The sequence below is a fragment of the Butyrivibrio sp. AE3003 genome, assembly GCF_000686065.1.
Lineage (GTDB): Bacteria > Bacillota > Clostridia > Lachnospirales > Lachnospiraceae > Butyrivibrio > Butyrivibrio hungatei_A.
Window position 1 is genome coordinate 1,160,178 of the sequence record NZ_JMLX01000001.1, and the last position, 21,404, is coordinate 1,181,581.

21 protein-coding genes are annotated in these 21,404 nt (G+C 41.2%); 2 read left to right on the top strand and 19 right to left on the bottom strand.

What is annotated here, in order from left to right; translation table 11 throughout:
- Window positions 1-32: 32 nt before the first annotated feature.
- The 15 genes from secG to CD00_RS0105625 form a co-directional block, all read right to left on the bottom strand.
- The gene (secG, locus tag CD00_RS0105555) at window positions 33-275 is read right to left on the bottom strand and encodes a preprotein translocase subunit SecG (RefSeq protein ID WP_026655058.1); all 243 of its coding nucleotides are present in this window, start codon (window positions 273-275) and stop codon (window positions 33-35) included.
- Between the two features lie 78 nt (window positions 276-353).
- Window positions 354-1,901, bottom strand: coding sequence for a 2,3-bisphosphoglycerate-independent phosphoglycerate mutase (gpmI, locus tag CD00_RS0105560; RefSeq protein ID WP_026655059.1), 1,548 nt, complete (start codon window positions 1,899-1,901; stop codon window positions 354-356).
- A gap of 105 nt (window positions 1,902-2,006) precedes the next feature.
- On the bottom strand, window positions 2,007-3,731 hold the full coding sequence (locus CD00_RS0105565) for a DUF4153 domain-containing protein (RefSeq protein WP_026655061.1): 1,725 nt from the start codon (window positions 3,729-3,731) through the stop codon (window positions 2,007-2,009).
- A 19-nt stretch (window positions 3,732-3,750) separates the two neighbouring features.
- Window positions 3,751-4,923 (bottom strand): cation diffusion facilitator family transporter, encoded by a 1,173-nt coding sequence (locus CD00_RS0105570; protein ID WP_026655062.1) that lies wholly within the window; start codon window positions 4,921-4,923, stop codon window positions 3,751-3,753.
- Between the two features lie 27 nt (window positions 4,924-4,950).
- Complete coding sequence (locus tag CD00_RS17345) at window positions 4,951-5,640, bottom strand: thiamine diphosphokinase (protein WP_051198943.1); 690 nt, start codon at window positions 5,638-5,640, stop codon at window positions 4,951-4,953.
- Window positions 5,641-6,027: 387 nt separating this feature from the next.
- Complete coding sequence (locus tag CD00_RS0105580) at window positions 6,028-6,870, bottom strand: HAD-IIA family hydrolase (protein ID WP_034461991.1); 843 nt, start codon at window positions 6,868-6,870, stop codon at window positions 6,028-6,030.
- An 18-nt stretch (window positions 6,871-6,888) separates the two neighbouring features.
- Window positions 6,889-8,133, bottom strand: coding sequence for an ion transporter (locus CD00_RS0105585; RefSeq protein ID WP_081811840.1), 1,245 nt, complete (start codon window positions 8,131-8,133; stop codon window positions 6,889-6,891).
- 6 nt (window positions 8,134-8,139) lie between these two features.
- Window positions 8,140-10,002, bottom strand: a complete 1,863-nt coding sequence (locus CD00_RS17350; RefSeq protein WP_051594091.1) for a DEAD/DEAH box helicase — start codon at window positions 10,000-10,002, stop codon at window positions 8,140-8,142.
- Complete coding sequence (gene pgsA / locus CD00_RS0105595; RefSeq protein ID WP_026655065.1) at window positions 9,989-10,531, bottom strand: CDP-diacylglycerol--glycerol-3-phosphate 3-phosphatidyltransferase; 543 nt, start codon at window positions 10,529-10,531, stop codon at window positions 9,989-9,991. The genes CD00_RS17350 and pgsA overlap by 14 nt, the downstream gene beginning before the upstream one ends.
- A complete protein-coding gene (gene rimO, locus CD00_RS0105600; protein ID WP_026655066.1) occupies window positions 10,528-11,883 on the bottom strand; it encodes a 30S ribosomal protein S12 methylthiotransferase RimO in 1,356 nt (451 codons plus the stop codon). The genes pgsA and rimO overlap by 4 nt, the downstream gene beginning before the upstream one ends.
- Before the next feature lies 1 nt (window position 11,884).
- Window positions 11,885-12,151: a DNA-directed RNA polymerase subunit omega gene (gene rpoZ, locus CD00_RS0105605; protein WP_330365391.1), complete on the bottom strand. Its 267-nt coding sequence runs from the start codon at window positions 12,149-12,151 to the stop codon at window positions 11,885-11,887.
- A gap of 75 nt (window positions 12,152-12,226) precedes the next feature.
- Entirely contained in the window at window positions 12,227-12,847 is a 621-nt protein-coding gene (gmk, locus tag CD00_RS0105610; RefSeq protein ID WP_026655069.1) for a guanylate kinase, read from the bottom strand.
- A complete protein-coding gene (locus CD00_RS0105615) occupies window positions 12,837-13,100 on the bottom strand; it encodes a DUF370 domain-containing protein (protein WP_026655070.1) in 264 nt (87 codons plus the stop codon). Before CD00_RS0105615 ends, gmk begins: the two co-directional genes overlap by 11 nt.
- Complete coding sequence (locus CD00_RS0105620) at window positions 13,093-13,980, bottom strand: YicC/YloC family endoribonuclease (protein WP_026655071.1); 888 nt, start codon at window positions 13,978-13,980, stop codon at window positions 13,093-13,095. Before CD00_RS0105620 ends, CD00_RS0105615 begins: the two co-directional genes overlap by 8 nt.
- 77 nt (window positions 13,981-14,057) lie before the next feature.
- Window positions 14,058-15,557, bottom strand: a complete 1,500-nt coding sequence (locus CD00_RS0105625) for a tagaturonate reductase (RefSeq protein ID WP_026655072.1) — start codon at window positions 15,555-15,557, stop codon at window positions 14,058-14,060.
- A gap of 255 nt (window positions 15,558-15,812) precedes the next feature.
- Here CD00_RS0105625 and CD00_RS0105630 point away from each other — a divergent pair, with 255 nt between their 5' ends.
- Window positions 15,813-16,763 carry an SGNH/GDSL hydrolase family protein gene (locus tag CD00_RS0105630; protein WP_026655073.1) on the top strand — a complete coding sequence of 317 codons (951 nt, stop codon included), beginning with the start codon at window positions 15,813-15,815 and terminating at the stop codon, window positions 16,761-16,763.
- Between the two features lie 57 nt (window positions 16,764-16,820).
- Here the strand turns inward: CD00_RS0105630 and CD00_RS0105635 are convergent, their stop codons facing one another.
- The 3 genes from CD00_RS0105635 to CD00_RS0105645 are packed head-to-tail and all read right to left on the bottom strand — an operon-like array spanning window position 16,821 to window position 17,870.
- Window positions 16,821-17,024 (bottom strand): PspC domain-containing protein, encoded by a 204-nt coding sequence (locus tag CD00_RS0105635; protein ID WP_026655074.1) that lies wholly within the window; start codon window positions 17,022-17,024, stop codon window positions 16,821-16,823.
- A 20-nt stretch (window positions 17,025-17,044) separates the two neighbouring features.
- Window positions 17,045-17,464, bottom strand: a complete 420-nt coding sequence (locus CD00_RS17355; protein ID WP_026655075.1) for a CPBP family intramembrane glutamic endopeptidase — start codon at window positions 17,462-17,464, stop codon at window positions 17,045-17,047.
- 7 nt (window positions 17,465-17,471) lie between these two features.
- Complete coding sequence (locus CD00_RS0105645) at window positions 17,472-17,870, bottom strand: hypothetical protein (RefSeq protein ID WP_026655077.1); 399 nt, start codon at window positions 17,868-17,870, stop codon at window positions 17,472-17,474.
- 206 nt (window positions 17,871-18,076) lie between these two features.
- Here CD00_RS0105645 and CD00_RS0105650 point away from each other — a divergent pair, with 206 nt between their 5' ends.
- Entirely contained in the window at window positions 18,077-19,852 is a 1,776-nt protein-coding gene (locus tag CD00_RS0105650) for an Rqc2 family fibronectin-binding protein (protein WP_026655078.1), read from the top strand.
- Between the two features lie 80 nt (window positions 19,853-19,932).
- On the opposite strand, the gene CD00_RS17360 is transcribed toward CD00_RS0105650, so the two are convergent.
- A complete protein-coding gene (locus tag CD00_RS17360) occupies window positions 19,933-21,369 on the bottom strand; it encodes a radical SAM/SPASM domain-containing protein (protein ID WP_081811964.1) in 1,437 nt (478 codons plus the stop codon).
- Window positions 21,370-21,404: the final 35 nt, after the last annotated feature.

The window sequence follows — 21,404 nt, forward strand, 5'->3', positions numbered from 1 at the left end:
ATAGAGTGCCCGAAATCCATCAAAAACAAAGATCAAATAATATTCATATCAAGAAATACACTTAATAAGATGAAAAGAATAGCAAGGACAACTGTTAACTTCTTCATCATTCCTTCTGAAGAACGTCCCTTATTCTTACCCCAGTATGTATTCTCAACTGAACCTTGAATTGCCCCAAGTCCCTGGCTCTTGCCTTCCTGAAGAAGAACAAGAACTACCAGAACGGCACATATCAATATAAAAATTACACCTACTACGTAATTTAAAGCATTCACAAAAATAGCCCTCCCAGTACGTATTACTGAAAAAAATGTTTGTCGCAATTAGCGAACAAATAATACTTTAACATATTATCACTTTTTTATCAACAAAGACTTTCCTGTCATTTCCTCAGGCTGCTTCTCTCCCATGCACTCGATAAGTGTAGGAATGATATCTGCAAGGCATCCGCCCTCTCTGAGAGTGTACGCAGAATCGTAATTAACAAGGATGAAAGGAACAGGATTTGTTGTATGAGCTGTCCAAGGCTCGCCTGTCTCGTAATCGATCATCATATCTGCATTACCGTGATCTGCACAGATAAACATTGTTCCGTTTGTTGCCTTAATAGCTTCAACGATCTTGCCAACACACTCGTCAACTGTCTCGATAGCCTGAACAGCTGCAGGAATAACACCTGTGTGTCCAACCATGTCAGGGTTAGCGAAGTTAGCTACAACAACATCGTACTTCTGAGAATTGATAGCATCGAGAATCTTCTCGCATACTTCAGGAGCGCTCATCTGAGGCTTAAGGTCGTATGTGGGAACATCCTTAGGGCTGTTTACAAGTACTCTGTCCTCACCGTCGTTGGGCTTCTCAACACCGCCGTTAAAGAAGAATGTTACGTGAGCATATTTCTCTGTCTCAGCGATACGAGCCTGCTTAAGTCCCTTAGCTGCAAGCCACTCACCGAATGTATTTGTAAGAAGAACCTTCTTAAATGCAACTTCCTTATTAGGAATAAGAGGATCGTAATCTGTGAAGCAAACATAAGTAACGTCGGGTCTCTTACCTCTGTTAAACTTATCAAACTCATCATCACAGAAGCAGTGTGTGATCTCTCTTGCTCTGTCAGGACGGAAGTTAAAGAAGATGATTGAATCCTTATCCTTAACTGTAGCAACAGGCTCGCCGTTCTTCATGATAACTGTAGGAATAACGAACTCATCTGTCTTGCCATCCTTATATGTCTGAACCATGCACTCGTGTGCGCTGTCTGCCTTATTACCCTCGCCCTTTGTAAGCGCATTGTATGCAAACTCAACACGGTCATAGTTATTATCTCTGTCCATAGCATAGTAACGGCCGGAAATAGAAGCAATCTGACCTACGCCAAGTTCCTTCATCTTATCTTCAAGCTGCTGAACGAAATCAATTCCGCTCTCCGGAGGAGTATCTCTTCCGTCAAGGAAGCAATGTACATATACTTTGCTGAGACCGTTCTTCTTAGCAAGCTCAAGAAGTCCGTAAATATGTGTAATATGGCTGTGTACACCACCGTCTGAAACAAGTCCGTACATGTGAAGTGCAGAATCATTTGCCTTACAATTATTAATTGCAACCATAAGCCCTTCATTTGTGAAGAAATCACCATCCTCGATAGACTTTGTGATTCTTGTGAGCTCCTGATACACAATTCTGCCGGCACCCATATTCATGTGTCCAACCTCTGAATTACCCATCTGTCCGTCAGGAAGACCTACCGCAAGTCCGCTGGCATTTCCCTGTACAAAAGGATATTCCTTCATAAGTGAATCCATCACAGGAGTCTTTGCCATTGCAATAGCATTTCCCTCAGGATTAGGGTTGATTCCGTATCCGTCAAGAATCAAAAGAACTGTTGGCTTTGAACCTTTCATTTATATATTCCTCCATATCTACGCTTAATGCGATTAAAATACTAATAAATTAATTTTTTTCCTTGGATAGTATATCTCAAACAGTACCAAAATGACAAGATAAGTTTATTTTAGTACATAACCGTTTGAATCTACTCTTTTGACACGGCCGTCTTCCTCATTACAATCTATACTGATATAAGAAATAATAAGTTTTCCGCCGTCGTTAAGCGCAACAGGCTCCTCAATGACAGAATTAAGTTCCTCACTGCCTGCTCCCGCTTTTTCCAGATTAACAAGTTTTTTTATCAAATCTTCAAGATTGACAACACCTACCTTCTCTTCTCCGCAGGTAACGTCATACTCATAACGGCCTGAATCCCCATCCTCAGAACCGGAATATGCAATATCGACAATATATAGCTTCTCATATCCGCCGGAAATATCAAAACAATTATCATCATTTCTGTTTGCATAGATATATGTAGTTCCACCGGCCGGATGATATTCGGTTCCTGCAAGTTCGATCATTGCATTATTCTGCTCGTCGCTTAGCTTTTTATGTATATAATTTTTTCCCGCAGCTCCGCATGAATACGCAATGGTTCTGTATGACTCCGAAACGGCATGCGTGGAAATATTTTCTTTGTTATTCGCAAGATACTTCATCACGTTCCCCTTATGAGACGCGATAACCGCAGAATAAGCATTTATTCCGGGAGCCAAAAGAGCTACGTAAGAAACCGCAATTACTATACAAAATACAACCGGCATAGCGTTCTTCTCTTTTTTCATGTTGTATATATACAAAACAAAATATGCGATCTCAAATACAATAGCCGCAATACCCGCGTATCTTGCAAGTGTAAGACCATATATGTAAATCTGCCTTCCAAGACTCACGATTTCCATGATGATGCAAGGAATAAAAAGAAGCGGCATAAATTTAAAAATTTTTCTCATGCTCTCTTCGCATATTCCCTGAGCCATCGTCCATATAAACACGCCAAAGCCAAAGAGCGATGTAAGAATACCAAACACCATATACATCGGAAACATCCATTTTACGATCACTTTGATTATATAGGCATAGATGATCACAAATGCAATTGCCAAAAGACCTGTAAGCACGTAGCTTAGCATCACTTTGCCAAACTTAGAGATTTCATCCTCAGTCTTGGAAATCCCCATAAGCATGCAAGGATACTGAACAAATCCGAGAAGCAATATCCACACGCGCTCATAAACGCTAAAATCAACTTCAAATATAAGTGCACTAAACGCCCCTATGATCATCATAAGACCGATAAGAACGACACAAAAAACAATCTCCGCTTTCATAAGACCGCAAAAAGCCTTTGCGGTATATTCTTCAAACGTACAACCGCTCTTTTTTAAGAACAGGTATAAAGACACGCATATCACAGCGACCGCAAAACATGCCACGATCCTGTAATCGTATTCCTCCCAGAGATCTACAGTAAACTCCGAAACACCAATTTTTTCCGCAATTGTATTGTGCCCGTATGTAAAAAATAATGCCGTCAAAACACCAAGTATCGTGCTAAAAACCATGACCGCAGCACTGATGGCCAGATATCTCTTATTCTTAAAAATATGATTCTCACCGCTTTTTATTTTATATACACGAAAAGCTTCACAGGGAATCGCTCCCAAAGCAAATATCAAAAAGAATATGGCAAGGCATCTGACAATGCGCGTTGCATCATCACTTCCGCCATCGCAAATGAAGCTGTACAGAATTGTTGCTATCAGTACGCTTATAACTGAAACCGGATGTTCTTTTACAATTTCAACAAAACCGTTTTTGATTTTTCTAAGTCCCAACATACTTCCTCCTTAACTCTCTTTATGCCTTCTCTGTCTTATCTATGGTAATATCGCATTCGATATCGGGTTCCACCCTCTTTATTCTATCTTCGAGATATGCGGTTATTTCATCGTCTTTCATACTGTATTTGTATGGAACGCTCAGATCAAACGCAACCCTGTGCCCCTTATCATTTGAATGTTTAAGCCTGAAATCGTGAAATTTAAGCTCAGGATCAAGATTTTTTACAATGCAGCTCACTTTGCGCTTTAATCTGTCGGTGTCCTTATCTCCTATAACTACGGGATCCATATGTATAACAACCTCGCAGCTGTATTTGGCCCTGAGTTCATTCTCTATATCATCGATAAAATCATGAACGGTCACAAGATCGAGTCTTCCGTCAACTTCGGCATGAAGCGACATAAAAAGTCCCGTAGGTCCGTAATTGTGTATCACAAGGTCATGCACTCCGAGGATGTTTTCGTGTGAAAGAACCGTATCCTCGATTTCTTTTACAAGCTCTTTACTGGGTGGCTCTCCCAAGAGCGGATTGATCGTATCTTTTGCGGCATCAAGTCCAGTTTTTACAATGAGTATTCCAACCAGTATTCCCACATAGCCATCAAGAACAATACCTGTTTGGCTCGTAATTATCGCACATACAAGTACGACGGTTGTTGTAAAAACATCGGAAATACTGTCAAGAGCCGTATTATTAAGCGCAGGGCTCTCTATCTTCTTTGCAGCTTCCTTATTTCCCATGTACATCAAAAATTTGACAAATATGGCAAAGATCAGAATACCTGCCACAACAGGATCAAAGCTTATCTCTCCGGGATTGAGTATTTTCCCAAAAGATGTACGGATAAGCTCAACTCCCATGAGAATAATAAGAAGCGCAACTATAAGTCCCGCAATATATTCAATTCTGCCATGTCCGAAGGGATGTTCCTCGTCAGCTTCATGCCCCGAAAGCCTGAAGCCCACAAGAGTCACAACGGATGAACCAACATCCGAAAGATTATTTAAGGCATCTGCCATAATTGAAATCGATCCGGTAATAAATCCAGCGATCAATTTAGATACAAAAAGAATCAGATTCAAAAAAATTCCGACAGCCCCGGAAAGCACGCCGTATTGCTGCCTGACTTTCGCATTCTTAACCTGCGTATAGTCTTTTATGAAAAACTTTGCAAGAAAACAGATCATACATGTACAGAGTATTGCAAGCAGCCATTATCTGTTGTCTTCAAAAAAATGAATACATATCAGAAGTGTCCCTCTGCCCACAGATACCTCCGCCTCCTCATCAATGATAAACTCATTACTGACACCAAGCGGAAAATCACTTGTAAGAGTCCCCTTATCAAGCGTATACATTAGTCCTTTTAAAGTTACTTCGTAGGATTTTTCGGAAAGCGAAAAAACTGAAAGATACCCCGTATTTCCTCTGTTAAACTTAATAGTTTCGTTCTCCGCAATCATGAGCATCTTATCATGCTCCATGATATATCCCGTTCCGCCGTTATGTTTAATATACAACAAAGTCTGTACATTAGCAAAACTATGGTCGAAACGTGCCCCGCCCAGAGCACCGTACAGGTATATCTTTTTATAGCCTTTTGAAAGAGCTATCTTAACAGCTTTGATGGTATCGGTATCATCCTTTCTCACATCAAGGCGCAGGATTCTGTCCGGATCCGACTCGGCGATCTCTTCAAGGCTTCTAAGAGCCTGTGGACCAAGCTCAGCCGTCGAATCAAAGTCACCCACAATAAGATTGGGCAAAAGTCCCAGTTGCTCCGCATATGCAAAACCTGCGTCACATGCAATAAGATAATCACCTTCATTGAGTTTTATATCAACCGGAACAAAACTTCCGGCGGAAATTATTACACATTTAGGCTCAATTCTATTATTATTCACTACATTTCCCTCAGTTGTATGATATTTCGTAACTAAAACAATACTTTCATAACAGGTATTTTTAACTATATCATAAAGCTAATTTATTTTAAATAATATTGCGTGTTACGGAAAAGTACACACATTCCGCTTGCTTACTTTGATAGGCTAATTTTAGCCTACTAATTAATTTGTACACTAATATGAACGAAATCTTGCAAAAATTACACTTTGTGCTTATAGGCATAGACATAATCAAAAAAATTAAATAAAATCAGATTGTGGTTAAAAGTAATCACAACCACTGTTTAAGCTATCCTCAAAGTAAACCCCCACTTTTCTCTCTTTTCTAAACAGGGCAGAAATCGCAAGATTTCCGCCCTGTTTAACTTTTTATACAAATATTTATTACTCTGAAAGCAATTCTCCCATCTCTTTAATCGAAGCAAATACCACATCAGGTTGCACTTTAGATGTAGGAATATCCTCTTTTTTGGTCTCGCCCGTAAGAACCAGAACTCCCATTGCGCCGTTATTTACACCGGTCGCAACGTCCGTATATATTCTGTCCCCTACAAATGCAATTCTTTCAGCAGAAATTCCCGTAGATGCAACTATCATATCAACCGTTTCTTTAAAAGGCTTTCCGACAAATCTTGGCTTAACTCCAGTAGAAAGTTCAATCGCCGCACATATTGCGCCGCAATCGGGGATAAATCCGTTTTTCACAGGACAATTGATATCCAGATGTGTCGCAAGAAAAGTTGCTCCCTCTCGTATATATATGCACGCATTTGTAAGAGTCTCATAAGTAAGAGTCTTGTCAAATCCGACAACAACGATATCGGGACGCTCTGCTTTCCTTCCATCCGCAGATACTCCCGTCTTTGCATCATACAGATTTATTCCCGCATCGACAAAGCTCTTTCTGAGCGGCTCTGTACCGAGAAGATACACTGATTTTCCCTGATACTTTGTCTGCAAAAATTTTATCATCACATCTCCCGATGTCATGATCATATCACTCGTGATATGGCAGTTCATTCGCGCAAGTTTCTTGATGTACTCCTCAGAAGAAGTAGATGAATTATTGGTAAAAAAGATATATCTTTTGCCGGCTCTTTTCACCGCTTCCAGAAAGTCAAGTGAGCCATCCAATATGTCATTTTCAAGATAGAAGGTTCCGTCCATATCAAGTACAAACAGATCCGTGTTATTAAGTATTTTTTTCTTATTCTCCAAGCTAAACATTTTTACCTCGTCAGTCTTCTATATATTTTCATTATGCAGGTGCTTGTCATAAAGCAAAACAATATCACCTGCTTTTATAACAAGTTTACCGTTAGGAACCAGGGCTTTATTATCTCTTCTTACCATGAAGATATAACTTTGTCTAGAAATGTCTATATCCCTGATCGCAGTGTTATTCCATGAATGGCCTTCATTTATGACAATCTCTTTTATCGCAACAGGCTGAAGTTCCTTGGTCTTTTCGGCGCACAAAACAATAAGGTCGTTTGCACGAAGGACAGTGCTGCCCCTTGGAATTATCGTTTCATTGTTTCTCTGAACAGCTACCACCATGATATCCTTCGGAAGGCCTATATCGGCAATCTTCTTCCCCGTCCATGAATCATTACTCCCAAGCACGACCCTGATAAAGTGAATATTCTCTTCTTCCTCAAACTCTCCTATATCCTTAAGCCTCTGGAACTGTTCGACGAATCCCGCGGAAATGATACCTGTAGGGATTGCGACCATTCCGACGCCCAGAAATGCAATTATTATTGCAAGTATCTTACCCATAATCGTAACAGGGTATATATCGCCGTATCCTATGGTTAGAAGCGTCGATGCCGACCACCATATACCGGAAAAGGCATTTTTAAACACTTTCGGTTGCCTGTCATGCTCAACGCTGTACATACAAAGGCTTGCTGCCATCATAAGTATAAGTATTATAAACACAGAAGCCATGAGCTGCTGCTTCTTTCTGTTTATTACTTCCGTTATGACATTAAGTTGATCGTAATAGGAATTGATTCTGAACAGCCTGAGAATCCTTGCAACTCTGAAGAGTTTGAATACAGCTGTTCCTGCCGGAAAGAATACCGGGAAAAATACTGAAAGATAGTAGGGTAAAAACGATAAAAGATCAACAATACCCGTAAAAGACAAAATATATTTTCTGAGTGATGTAAGCTCACTATCCTTTGGATAAAGCTCATTAGCGGAAAGAAGCCGTAAGATATAGTCAATTGCAAAGAAAAATGTTGTCACAGCCTCAATCCCAAGAAGGAGCCCTTTATAATGCTCCTCCATGTAATTGTAGGTTATCGCAAATGCTGAAAAGAGATTTAGAACAAGTGCAACAATACTCAAAAAGTCATAGAATCTGTTGATAGGCTCATCTATCACACCGACACTGACCATATTAAATATCTTTGCTCTTAAGGTCTTGCCGATCAGAGTTTTTCTGTCTTTCACTGTTCCGCCTCCCTTACGCTCAGCCATAAATCTTTACTTTTTGCGTTTTCCAAAGCTTTCCATTACAAGATCGTCGACATCCTGAAGATAATCAATACTTCTCTTTTTATTCTCTGCTTTTATATTTTTGCGATCTGACTTTGATACATTCATTGTATCTCTATCTTCGCCCATATACCATGCTTTTGTAGATTTCTCATCCTTGATGTTGAGTCTTCCTACATTCTCAAACACAGATGCTCCGTCCTGATATGACTTGGATGAAGAACGTTCTCTTCTCGGCTTGGGAGAAGTGTTCTCTCTTTCAGGGAGCTCCGCATTCTTATAAGAGGATCTGCGCTTATCGCTTCCCCTTCTGTCTTCAAACTTTCTTCTGCCCGAAGATGAACCTCTCTTACCGTCTGTAGCGCGTCTGCCTTCAAACGCGCCTTTTTTCATATCGGAAGCTCTTCTTCCACCGTTAGGACCTCTTCTTCTGTCTCTCTTTCCGGTTCTCTCGTCATAACGGTAATCTCTTCCACCTCTGCGTCTGCGATCGCCGTAATCACGGTCTTTCTCAAAGAGAACAAGATCCTCGATATCGGCACCCATCTTGAGCTTCATGAATCCGGCAGCAAGCTGCTCCGCAGTATACTCGCCCTCTTCAATTTTCTGATTTACAAATTCAAGGGTAGAAGTAATATCGCCGTTCTCGATTATATCTATAACTTCACCGAATACCTTCTGTGACTTAACTCTTGTGATCTCTTTTGCAGAAGGAACTCTTCTTTCCTCAATCTTGGTATGACAAACTCTCTCGATCTCGCGGAGCTTGTACATCTCTCTTCCGCCGACAAGCGTAAATGACTTACCGCTTCTGCCCGCACGACCTGTTCTTCCGATTCTGTGAACATAATACTCGATATCCTCGGGAATATCGAAGTTAAATACAGCCTCAACACCGCTTACGTCAATTCCTCTTGCCGCAACATCCGTAGCGATAAGGATATTGATCTTATCGGTTCTAAAGAGCTTCATAACAGTGTCTCTCTGATTCTGTGAAAGATCGCCGTGAAGTCCGTCTGCAAGGAATCCCTTGCCCTTGAGCTTCTCTGAAAGCTCATCAACCATTCTCTTTGTATTACAGAAAATAAGTGTTCTTCCGGGATTGAAATAATCAAGAAGTCTTACAAGAACTTCTTCCTTCATTCTCTGTGGAACCCTATAGTAAGTCTGCTCGATCGCTGCTACAGTGATCTCCTTGGGAGTCATCTTTATATATTCAGCATCTTTCTGATACTTTCTTGTTATCTGCAAAATAGGCTCGGGCATTGTTGCTGAAAAAAGAGCTGTCTGTCTCTCCTCGGGCATTCCTTCAAGGATAGTCTCAATATCCTCTCTAAAGCCCATATCAAGCATCTCATCCGCCTCATCAAGTACGAGAACCTTGACATCCTTCATCTTCATGGTATGTCTTCTCATGTGGTCCATAACACGTCCGGGTGTGCCAACAACAATCTGTACTCCGGCCGAAAGTGCTCTTATCTGTCTTGAAATATCCTGGCCTCCGTATACCGCAAGAACCTTGATTCCATGCATATACTTGGCAAAATCTCTTATATCGTCGGCAGCCTGCATTGCAAGCTCTCTTGTAGGGCAAAGCACAACTGCCTGTAAGTGTTTATTCTCGGGATCAACTTTCTCCAAAAGAGGAATACCAAACGCAGCGGTCTTACCTGTACCCGTCTGCGCCTGACCTATGATATCTTTACCTTCCATCATTACAGGAATTGCCGCTTTCTGGATGGGGGACATATACTCAAATCCCATCTCTGAAACAGCACGGATTATCTTCTCATTAAGACCTGATTCGTCATATCTGATCTTTATTTCTTCGTTGTTATTATTTACTTCCATTCATTACATCCTTATTTTTTACAAGGTAATCCACAAGAGAAATGATGGTGAGCGCAAGTGCTATCCACATAATTACCTGTGTAAGCATATAAAAAGCGTCGTTCTGTATATTTGCAATCATCAGGATTACCATAATCATTTGAAACGTTGTCTTAAATTTGCCCCAGTAGCTTGCGGCAATTACTCTTCCGTTGTCGGAAGCAATAAGTCTGAATCCGCTGATAACGAATTCTCTGGCGATGATAACTATAACTATCCATGAAGGAATTCTTCCAAGTTCTATAAGTCCTATCATCGCACTGCAAACAAGAAGTTTGTCTGCCAAAGGATCCATAAACTTACCAAAATCAGTGATAAGGTTATATTTTCTCGCAATCTTTCCATCAAGCATATCGGTAAGACTTGCTATTACAAATATTCCAAGCGCGATCCATTTAAATGAAACGCTGTTAGGATCAAATAAAAGAAAAAATACAAAAAAAGGAATCAATATTACTCTGCATACTGTTAATTTGTTCGGTAAATTCATATTTTTTCCTCCCCAATCAAGTCGTATTCGTTAGAGCCTGTTATATGTACCTTTATATAATCGCCTGTCATAAGCTCTCTCTGCACTCCGGTCACAAAAAGATAACCGTCTATATCAGGAGCATCCTTATATGTACGCGCAACATAGGACAGGCCGTCATCATCATCTGAATCTGTGATTCTGCCTTCGATAACCGCATCGACATCTCTTCCGACCATCTCACCGGCAGCTTCAAACGCAATTTCCTGCTGAAGCTTCATAAGTTTATTCCTTCTGGTCGTCTTAACCCTCTCAGATACCTGATCCGGCATAGTCGCAGCAGGTGTATCTTCTTCCTGTGAATATGTAAATACACCCAATCTGTCAAATCGAAGATCTCTCACAAGCGCCATCGTCTCATTGTGATCTTCCGCAGTTTCTCCGGGGAACCCGCTTATAAGCGTTGTTCTTATGCAAATATCCGGAATTTCTTTTCGAAGCTTGCCTACAAGCTCCCTAATCTCGGCATTGCTGGTTCTGCGCCCCATCTTCTTAAGGATCTTATCCGATCCGGACTGAATGGGTATATCAAGATAATTACATATCTTAGGCTCATTTTTTATAGTTTGAATAAGTTCATCGGTGATCTCTTCCGGATAACAATACAAAACCCTTATCCACTTAAAGCCCTCAATCTCGCAAAGCTTATGCAAGAGTTCAGGGAGTTTCTTCTCTCCGTAGAGATCCGTTCCGTACAAGGTTGTTTCCTGTGCAACTATCAAAAGTTCAGAAACACCTTTTTCCGCAAGCTTATTGGCATCTTCCAAAAGCTGCTCCATCGGAACACTTCTGTAATTTCCTCTAACTTTGGGTATTATGCAATAAGTGCAATGTTTATCGCACCCTTCTGCAATCTTAAGATAATTAAAAAGACCGCCTGTAGTAATAATTCTGTCCATGCCTCCCACAGGCTTTTTATTGATATCATCAAAATAGTTCTTGTGAGAAAAAATCGTGTTTCTGGCTAAAGTCTCATCAATAGCTTCTATAATCTTATCAGAGGAGGTTACACCAAGGATTTCATCAACCTCAGGAATCTCGTCCTGTATTTCTTCCTTGTATCTCTGTGCAAGACAACCTGTAACGATAAGCGCCTTCAGCTGTCCTGCCTTTCGAAGCTCCGCAAGTTCAAGTATTGCATCAATGCTTTCCTGCTTAGCATCATTTATAAAGCAGCAGGTGTTAACAACTGCTGCTTCGGCTTCCGATTCATCATCTGTAAAGTCATACCCACGGCTATGCAACATACCAAGCATAACCTCGGTATCAACTCTATTTTTGTCGCATCCAAGCGATACAAACAATATCTTCATATCAGTTTTCTTCTGTACTCTCAACTTCCTCAATTGCGTCTGCGCTATCAAGCTTTTCTTTTTCCTCTTCAGTAAGAATGCGAAGAGTATCCTGATTCATTTCCTCAACCGCAATTGAAAGAGGCTTCTGCTTGTCCTTAACCTTAACCATAGGCTCGTCACCTGCAATAATCTGTCTTGCTCTCTTTGCAGTAGCCATAACTACTGAATATCTTGAGCTGATTACAGGCTCCTCACCCTCTTCAACTCCCTTGTTTACTACTTTCATCAGATCTACATATGAAGGATGTATCATGTTGTTCCTTTCCTGCGGATATCCGCAAATAACATTTATTTGATTAAATTAGTATTTTTCAAGCTGATGCCTTATGTCATCTATAAATTCAAGATTTCTGTCCGGACTGCAATGAGCTGCACTTATGATCCTGTGCACATTCTCAACGCACTCCTCGAGCTTATCATTGACAACAATATAGTCGTACTTCTCAATTCCAACCGATTCCTCTTTTGCCCTGCTAAGGCGTTTCTTTATGACTTCATCGGTCTCAGTTCCTCTTCCGCGAAGTCTCTTCTCGAGTTCCCCGGCTGAAGGAGGTGTTATGAATAAAAGAACTGCGTCCTTATACTGTTCTTTGATCTGAAGCGCTCCCTGAATCTCAATCTCAAGGATAACATCGATTCCGTTGGCAAGCTTATCCTCTACGTACTTTCTGGGAGTTCCGTAGTAGTGATTGACATACTTGGCATGTTCGATAAGCCCGTCTTCATCGATCATCTTCTCAAATTCTTCGGTAGTTACAAAAAAGTACTCTCTTCCGTTGACCTCGCCCGTTCTGGGAGTTCTGGTCGTAGCCGATACAGACAGAGCATACTGATCGTACTTTGCTGTAAGTGCCTTCATTACTGTGCCTTTGCCCGCGCCTGAAAAGCCCGAGACAACAATTATAATACCTTTACGATTCATCTGTAATATTCTCACTCTCTGATTGTGCTCTTGCACTGATTGTTTCAGGCAAAAGAGCTGATAACACAAGCATACCGTTCTCCATGACTAAAACAGCCTTGGTCTTACGTCCTTGCGTTGCATCAACACCCGTCCCCTGTTCCTTGGCCTTCTGAACCATTCTCTTTATCGGAGCTGCGTCAGGACTGACTATACTGATAATCTTGTCGGCGTTGACAATGTTGCCAAATCCAATATGAATGAGTTTACTCAATGTTCTGAATCTGCTCCCTTACTTTTTCTATATTGGTCTTAAGTGAGATTCCCCTGTCGGAGATCTTAAGATCAGTTGATTTAGAAAGGATAGTATTGGCTTCCCTGTTCATTTCCTGCGCAAGGAAATCAAGTTTTCTTCCGATTCCATCCTTGTCATCACCGTTTCTGAGTGCATCTGATGTCGCTTCTATATGGCTTCTGAGTCTTGTAAGTTCCTCATCCACGCATACCTTATCGGCAAATATGGTAACTTCCATGGCGAGACGATTCTCATCGATTTGCTTATCTTCCATCAGATCCTGAATCTTCTCTCTGAGTTTAGCCTTATACTCTTTGATGATTTCAGGCGAACGCTCGGTAATATACTCGACATTCTCAAGCATCTCCTCAAGTTTTGCCGTGAGATCGGCGCAAAGGAATTCACCTTCCTTAGCTCTTGACTCCATGAACTGTTTGCCGGCTTCATTCAGAGCTCTCTTAAGCCCCGTCCAAACTTCTTCCTCATCAAGCTCCTCTTCTTCCATTGTGAAGACTTCGGGAAACTTGGATAAAAGAGGAAGTCTTATCTCATCATCAAGGTTAAAGTCCTTGATCATTTCCTGCAAAGCATCGTAGTATTCCTGCGCGATAGCCTTGTTATATTTAACCTTGGACTCGGACTCCGAAAAATCCTCGTAGCTGACAAACACATCAACTTTGCCACGTTTCATATAGCCTTTTAGTTCTGAACGAATTGCAGACTCAAATGCGTTGAATTTCTTAGGCATCTTGACATTTATATCAAGATAACGATTGTTAACAGATTTAAGCTCAACAATGTACTTGCGTTGACCTTCTGTGACTTCACTTCTGCCAAAACCAGTCATACTGCAGACCATCTGTAAATCCCCCTTATTTTTGGGCATAATAATACACAAGTTATTATAATATAACCCAAAATTAAGGTCAATGCAAATCAGAGACAGCTTGCATATGCTGCCTCGGCACCTTCTTTACGTATTTTCTCAAGATTTTTTATAACTGCGTCTGTAAGACCTTCTATTTCATTAAGGTCAGTATCCCACATATTCTTGTTTCCGAGAACTGCTTTAACAAGCGCTTCTTCGGAATCGGCTCTGTGCTCATAGTAGAACTCAAGAACCCATCTGTCATCGCTTACAGTGTAGGTATTGCCTGCAGGTCTTTTGCATAAAAGCCCTGCGTCCGTAAGCTCGGATATATCATTTGAATAAAAAGCAATATATGCCGCAAGTGACATTGTAAGACATACGGGAAGTTTGCCGTTCTTCTCAATATACTGAAGGAATGACGGCATATTTCTTGCCTTCCACTTACTTGTTGAGTTAAGCGATATCGACATAAGCTCATGATTTACGAAAGGATTGTTGAATCTGTCCTTAACCGCACTCGCGAACTCATCAAGATCGTCCTTATCAAGGTGATCCACAAGCGTCGGAATAACCTCGTCATTAAGCATCTTGTTCATGAAACCTGCGATTGTATCATTCTGCATACAGTCTCTTACAATATCCTGTCCCGCAAGATACGCGCCAAGCACAAATCCCGTGTGTGCCCCGTTAAGAATGCGGACTTTGCGGTGTTTATACGGCATAACATCAGGAACAACATGAACATTTACTCCTGCCTTCTTAAAAGGAAGCCTGTCCTCAAGTTCCTTGGGGCCTTCGATTATCCAGACACCGAATATCTCACCGACATCAATGAGCTCATCGTGATAGCCGTTTTCAGCTTCGAGCTTCTCAACTTCTTTTGCATCGCGGATACGTCCCGGAACAATCCTGTCTACGAGAGTTGAACAAAAAATGTTGTCAGCATTCACCCAGTTCTTGAACTCCTCGCCGAGATTCCACTGATCGATATAACTGTTTACGCACTTAAGGAGCTCTTTTCCGTTATTATCGATAAGCTCGCAGGAAAGAATAACCACGCCCTTCTTGCCTGCCTTGAATCGTGTATAAAGAACCTGTGTGAGCTTTCCGGGGAAGCTGCTTGCAGGAACATCCTCAAACTTGCAGGAAGGATCGTAAGCAATTCCCGCCTCCGTTGTATTTGAAACGATGATATCGAGAGAATCGCTCGCGGCAATCTCCATCATCTTATCGAAATCGCTCTTTTCATAAGGATTAAGACAGCATTTGACCGCAGAAATAACTCTCTTAAGATCTACCTTCTCTCCGTTCTCGCTTCCTCTGAGATACAGAGTGTAAAGCCCCTCCTGATCGTTAATGAGCTTCGTAAGTCCCTGCGCGATTGGCTGAACCAGCGCAACCTTGCCGTCAAAACCTGCTTTTTCATTACTTATATCAAAAAAATAATCAACAAACGCGCGAAGAAAGTTGCCTTCTCCAAACTGAAGAACCTTAATCTGCGCATCTTTTTGTACAAATCCCTTGTAACCTGTATTCGCCAAAACATCGTAATTTAATAGCTGCATAACCCATACCCTCCGAATGTAACTTCTTACATTAATTTTTGAATAAAAATCTTTACTTTTACTGTTATAACAGATTATGTAAGCGTTTACAATAAAATAATTATAAATATCAAAAAATGCCATATTTTGGAAAGAGATTCGTAAGATTCATCCAAGTAATGACAACATGTAAGCTGTTCATTATAATTAAAAATGTACTGCTTTGGCATAAAACAAAGATACATTAGGCGCCAGGCAGTTTGGGAGGTTATAGCAATGATTTTTACAAATGAAGAATTAAAAAAGATTTATTTTGGGGCCTATGAATTTGAAGAGACCGAAGACGGATATCTTCAGGCTTTTCAGTATTCCAAAAAGCAAGTTGAATACTTTAAAGGCGCGTTTGAGATGTGGTATGACCGCTGCACCGCAACAACCGCCAAAACGCTTGAGTTTACTACATCCGCAAGTAAACTCTCATTTGATTACAAGATAATATGGAAGGGTTCTCCCGATTCTTTTGAGCTCTTGGTCGACGGATTTGTAACTGAAATCAAGTATGTAAAAGACATCATGGATGTCGGCACGATTGAATGGGAACTTCCCGAAGGTAAAAAGAATGTAATCATCTATCTTCCGGCAGATGCCACGGTCTGGATCAAGAACTTCACGATAGATGCCGATGTAATTCCCGCTGTTAAAGGTGAAAAAGTATTGTGGCTCGGAGATTCCATCACTCAAGGCTACGGCCCCTTACGATCGTCCTGTACATATGTAAGCGTCGCCAACAGGATTCTTAATTATGGCATACTTAACCAGGGCATCGGCGGATATATATACGATAAGAACTCACTCATGAAAATGGACGGATATATGCCGGACAAGATTATTGTTGCGCTCGGGACCAATCAGTACGGCGACGGCGACATGAGCAAAGTCGAGGAATATTACGAGACTTTAACCGGTATATACGGTAATGAGATACCTATTCTTTGCATATCGCCTCTGTGGAGAGGAGATCATATAGACGAATTGCCGACGCTATATTCTTTCTGCGAAAAAGTCAGAGATATTGCCGGACAATACAAAAACGTAAAGATCATCGACGGAATGAAAATGGTACCTCACTTCCCCGAATACTTCCTGGACAATCTTCATCCCAATTGCTTCGGATGCGAGACATACGGAAGAAATCTCGCTGCGGAAATTGAGAGAATCGGATTCTGATTTTAAAAAGAAAGGCTATGCATAGATCACATGCATAGCCTTTAACATTATAATCAATCATCCTCTGCTTACATAATCCGGCTTATCATCCATGATGATTGCTGCAATGATGTAAATCAATAATCCGCTTCCGTATGTAAGTGCAAGTATCGCATAAACGAGGCGAACTATTGTGGGATCAATTCCGAAAAACTCCGCAAGTCCTCCGCATACACCACAGATCTTTCTGTCATTACTTTTATAAATTCTTCTTTTTTCCATCTTACGCTTTCTCCTTACCCTTATGATATAACTAATTCTTTTTTAAAAAAACACTTCTTAACAGTTACAGAAACAGCTAAAAATGCTAAGCACAATACTGCGCAAGTGATATATCCCATATCTCCATGATATATTTTTGGAAGAAACACAGCAATAGAATTGTTTATAATGTGTGCCAATATTGTCGGAATTATTGAGTTATACCTATATGCAAAATAAGCAAATATCATTCCCAGAGGGATCGCATAAATACCCTGTATCGGATTAAGATGCATAATACCAAATGCAATACCACTTAACACCATGCATCCTATAAGCCCAAATTCCTTCTTTGCATTCTTCACAAGCAGCCCTCTAAAAACAAGTTCCTCCGCTATAGGCCCCAACAGGGCAGTTGCGATAACACCAAATATATTGCCATCAACAAGAACTGAATCCATAACTGATTTAAACTTTTGACCCGCTTCCGGAATAGCAGCCGATATAAATTGAGATATTATATTCGCCAAAAAAAAATCCGGCAACAGTAAGTGTGATGATAAAAACAAGATCTTTGAAGTTTAAAATCTTCTTTAATCCCGATTCGTACACACCTTCATTTTTATCTTTTTTTACATACTTATTGAAATACCAGATTCCAAATACAATAATACACACTATCTCAGATACCAGCAAAGATATCGGGATAAGACTCTGTACATCTAAGCTTTTCCCCATAAATACTGTTACAAATGAAACAGCAGCACTTCCAAAAAAAGCTGCAACAAACTGAGTTACAAGCATAAGCACAATTAAAACAGCCGCAAATAAGATTGTTTTAATCTTGGGTTTAAGTGATTTATCCATAGCTTCCTCCGTCTTTAATTTTTTGTTAGATATCACTCTTTGTTATGAAGTAATTATATACAGCAAATGCTTAAAAATATACATCCTATGCAGCATATAAAAACCTTCTATTTTTCTTTTTTGACAAAATAAAACATTTTTGACAGACATTCCCGCGGCTAGTAGACTATACAATATATTATCAACTTTAATATACGGAGTAAAAAATGGCATTTGACGGTATAACCATAGCAAATATAACTAAAGATATGAGCGATCTTCTGACCGGAGGAAGGGTCTACAAGATTGCTCAAACAGAGAGTGACGAACTTCTCATCACGGTCAAGCTTTCCTACGAAAACACTGACAAATACGGAATAAAGCAGGCTAAGATGATCATGTCGGCCGACGCTTCTCTTCCGCTCATCTATATGACAGACGAAACGAAGCCATCACCCATGACTGCGCCGAATTTCTGTATGCTTTTAAGAAAACACATCCAGAACGGCCGCATCATTTCTGTAACTCAGCCCGGGCTTGAGCGAATTATCCGCTTTGAGATTGAGCACCTGGATGAAATGGGTGATCTTAGGCACAAAGTCCTCCTCATCGAGATCATGGGCAAATACAGCAATATCATCTTTACCGACGAGGACAATGTGATAATCGACAGTATCAAGCACATTCCCGCATCGGTCAGCTCAGTAAGAGAAGTTCTTCCGGGCCGCGAGTATTTCGTTCCTTCGCAGGATAAGATGAACCCTCTTTCGACAAGTGCAGACGAATTCTCAGCAGTTGTTCTGAGTAAGGGTGCACCTGTATTCAAAGCGATTTATCAAGGCTACACAGGTCTTTCGCCCGTTATTTCTCAGGAGATTTGTAAAAGAGCAAACATCGATTCCGACAAGTCCGCGATAGCGCTCGACACATCCGAATCCATAGCGCTTTACAGAGCTTTTTCCGAGATCGTTGATATGGTAAAAAACGGCGAATTTACGCCCGAGATCATCTATGAAGGAAACTCTCCCAAGGAGTACTCTTCCATCCCGCTTACCATGTACAAGGACGCACCGGGATTTTCCGCAGTTGCCCAGAACAGTATCTCTGAGCTTATCAGCAAGTACTATGCAGAAAAGAACGTCGTCACAAGAATCAGACAAAAGTCTGTCGACCTCAGAAAAATCGTTCAGACTGCACTTGAAAGAAACGTTCGTAAGTACGACCTTCAGACCAAGCAAATGCTCGACTGCGACAAAAAGGACAAGTACAGAATTTACGGCGAACTCCTTACAGTTTACGGCTACAGCGCGGAGCCGGGCGCCGATAAGATTACTGTCAACGATTACAACACGGGAAAAGACATAACGATCACACTTGACCCGACTCTGACTCCAAGCCAGAATGCCAAGAAGTATTTTGATAAATATACGAAACTTAAGAGAACCGCTGAAGCTCTTGAAGAGCAGCTAAAAGAATCTAAAGAAGCGATTGAGCAGCTTGAATCAATAGAGTGTGCTCTTGAAATTGCAGAAAAAGAAGCAGATCTTGCCCAGATAAGGCAAGAACTCCACGAGAGCGGCTACATAAAATCAGGCTTTGGAAAGAGCGGCCGCAAAGAAAAGATAACAAGCAAGCCCTTCCACTATCAGTCTAGCGACGGCTTTGATATCTATGTCGGAAAAAATAATATCCAGAACGATGAACTTACCTTCAAGACCGCCAACGGCGGAGACTGGTGGTTTCACGCAAAGAAGATACCGGGATCTCACGTTGTCCTCATAACAAAAGGCAAAGAAGTTCCCGACAGAACATTCGAGGAAGCTGCTGCCCTTGCAGCCTACTACTCAAAAGGAAAAGTTCAGGAGAAGGTCGAGATTGACTATTTAAAGCGCAAAGACGTAAAGAAACCAAACGGCTCAAAACCCGGCTTCGTAGTTTATTACACCAACTATTCGCTTTCGATCTCACCGGATATATCCGCTCTTAAACTTATAAGTGATTAAAGAAATAAGCACCTAAAGGCAGCCTTTTTTCAGTTCTATTCCTCGAAAAAGGCTGCCTTTCTATTATTCTTTACATATCATCACATCTTACCGTCTGTCATGTATCTCAGATCCTGAATCAAGTTAATATCACGACCGCCTGTCAAAGCGACTGCTTCGCGCATGATGCGAATGCCTTCATCCTTCTGTCCGAGTCTGAACAAAGCAAGTGCACGACCGCCCATGGCGTAAGTATTATTGCTGTCCATCTCGAGCGCCTTATTATTTGCTTCAAGGCAGGATTCATAGTTTCCGCACATGAATTCGCTGTAGCCTATTGCGCTATATACATCTGCATTCTCGGGATCCAGCTCTTTTGTCCGTTTAAGAGCAAAAGATGCTTCCTGATAATCCCCCTGCTGTATAAGCGAATCTGCCAGTCTGCGTAATGCAGCGGCATTGTCGCACTTGGAATACTTTGTTTCTTTTTTCTTGAGAGAAAGATTGTATGCGCAATACTCGTTCTCCTCGTATATACTGCCCTTCATTGTAAGCCTAGTATTCGGACAGCCTCCGAGGCACTTTGAGCCATAGACACAGGTCTTGCATGAGCCGGAAAGTTTTTCTTTTGTCAGCTGGCGCCTCCATAAGAATGCATTTTCATCTTCCCATATTTCACGCAGTTTTCTCTTACGGATATTCCCTTCAATAAACTCTTTTGAGCGAATTGAAGTACATCCCAAAATATCTCCGTTATGCAATATTCCAAAGCCGCGAACCCCCGCATTGCAGCCATCCCACAAAGAATGTCTGTCAAAGCCGAAAGATATACGCCTTGTTTCAAGATCTTTTTTCGAATAATAACCGATACAATCGGCGGGGTATATTCGAATTCTTCCCTCTTTTGCCGTGTTGTAGCAAAAATCGATGACATCATTGACCTGTTTCGGCTCAAGCACCCAGTCAGGGCGTTCCTTAAGATTTCCCATGGGCAGACCAAGCTGTACCTGCCATGTCTTAACTCCCATGCCGATTAATTCTTCTTTAAGATCCGAAAGGATATCTATATTTTTCTTAGTTATGGTTGTGACAGCGCCGGTCTCTATCCCAAGTTCCGTCATTGCATGAAATGCATTACGGGCGTGTTCAAAAGCTCCTTCTTTTCTTACACTGTCATGTATCTCCGGTGTACCATCAATACTTATTGCAACTGTAGATATCCCACTGTCTTTGAGTCTTTTTGCCATATCTGTATCAAGAAGCCAGCCGTTGGTAATGATATTTACCTTAACTCCGTTACCGGAAAGTCTTTTCACCAGATCCGGTGTATCCTTTCTTGTAAGCGGCTCTCCTCCTGACAAGGTTATCCATCTCAGCCCAAGCTCCGCGATCTGATCGCATAGGTCAAGAGCTTCCATTGTGCTAAGTTCTCCTGGGAGCGCGCCCGCGCAAGACGAGCCGCAATGGCCGCAACGCATGTTGCATCCCATCGTAACCTCCCAGACTGCTGTAACCGGTTTATATTCAATATGTGCCATTTCTTTTTTCTTAACCTCCAAACCGCCGATGGGCA

Coding starts and splice junctions, on each gene's coding strand:
- gpmI (WP_026655059.1), bottom strand. CDS start 1,901: ATGAAAGGTTCAAAGCCAACAGTTCTTTTGATTCTTGACGGATACGGA.
- CD00_RS0105645 (WP_026655077.1), bottom strand. CDS start 17,870: ATGGATAAATCACTTAAACCCAAGATTAAAACAATCTTATTTGCGGCT.
- gmk (WP_026655069.1), bottom strand. CDS start 12,847: ATGAATCGTAAAGGTATTATAATTGTTGTCTCGGGCTTTTCAGGCGCG.
- CD00_RS17350 (WP_051594091.1), bottom strand. CDS start 10,002: ATGGAAGTAAATAATAACAACGAAGAAATAAAGATCAGATATGACGAA.
- CD00_RS0105630 (WP_026655073.1), top strand. CDS start 15,813: ATGATTTTTACAAATGAAGAATTAAAAAAGATTTATTTTGGGGCCTAT.
- CD00_RS0105580 (WP_034461991.1), bottom strand. CDS start 6,870: ATGTTTAGCTTGGAGAATAAGAAAAAAATACTTAATAACACGGATCTG.
- CD00_RS0105650 (WP_026655078.1), top strand. CDS start 18,077: ATGGCATTTGACGGTATAACCATAGCAAATATAACTAAAGATATGAGC.
- rimO (WP_026655066.1), bottom strand. CDS start 11,883: ATGAAGATATTGTTTGTATCGCTTGGATGCGACAAAAATAGAGTTGAT.
- pgsA (WP_026655065.1), bottom strand. CDS start 10,531: ATGAATTTACCGAACAAATTAACAGTATGCAGAGTAATATTGATTCCT.
- CD00_RS0105620 (WP_026655071.1), bottom strand. CDS start 13,980: ATGGTCTGCAGTATGACTGGTTTTGGCAGAAGTGAAGTCACAGAAGGT.
- CD00_RS0105585 (WP_081811840.1), bottom strand. CDS start 8,133: ATGGCTGAGCGTAAGGGAGGCGGAACAGTGAAAGACAGAAAAACTCTG.
- CD00_RS0105570 (WP_026655062.1), bottom strand. CDS start 4,923: ATGATCTGTTTTCTTGCAAAGTTTTTCATAAAAGACTATACGCAGGTT.
- CD00_RS17360 (WP_081811964.1), bottom strand. CDS start 21,369: ATGGCACATATTGAATATAAACCGGTTACAGCAGTCTGGGAGGTTACG.
- CD00_RS0105635 (WP_026655074.1), bottom strand. CDS start 17,024: ATGGAAAAAAGAAGAATTTATAAAAGTAATGACAGAAAGATCTGTGGT.
- CD00_RS0105625 (WP_026655072.1), bottom strand. CDS start 15,557: ATGCAGCTATTAAATTACGATGTTTTGGCGAATACAGGTTACAAGGGA.
- CD00_RS17355 (WP_026655075.1), bottom strand. CDS start 17,464: ATGGATTCAGTTCTTGTTGATGGCAATATATTTGGTGTTATCGCAACT.
- CD00_RS0105565 (WP_026655061.1), bottom strand. CDS start 3,731: ATGTTGGGACTTAGAAAAATCAAAAACGGTTTTGTTGAAATTGTAAAA.
- rpoZ (WP_330365391.1), bottom strand. CDS start 12,151: ATGAAAGTAGTAAACAAGGGAGTTGAAGAGGGTGAGGAGCCTGTAATC.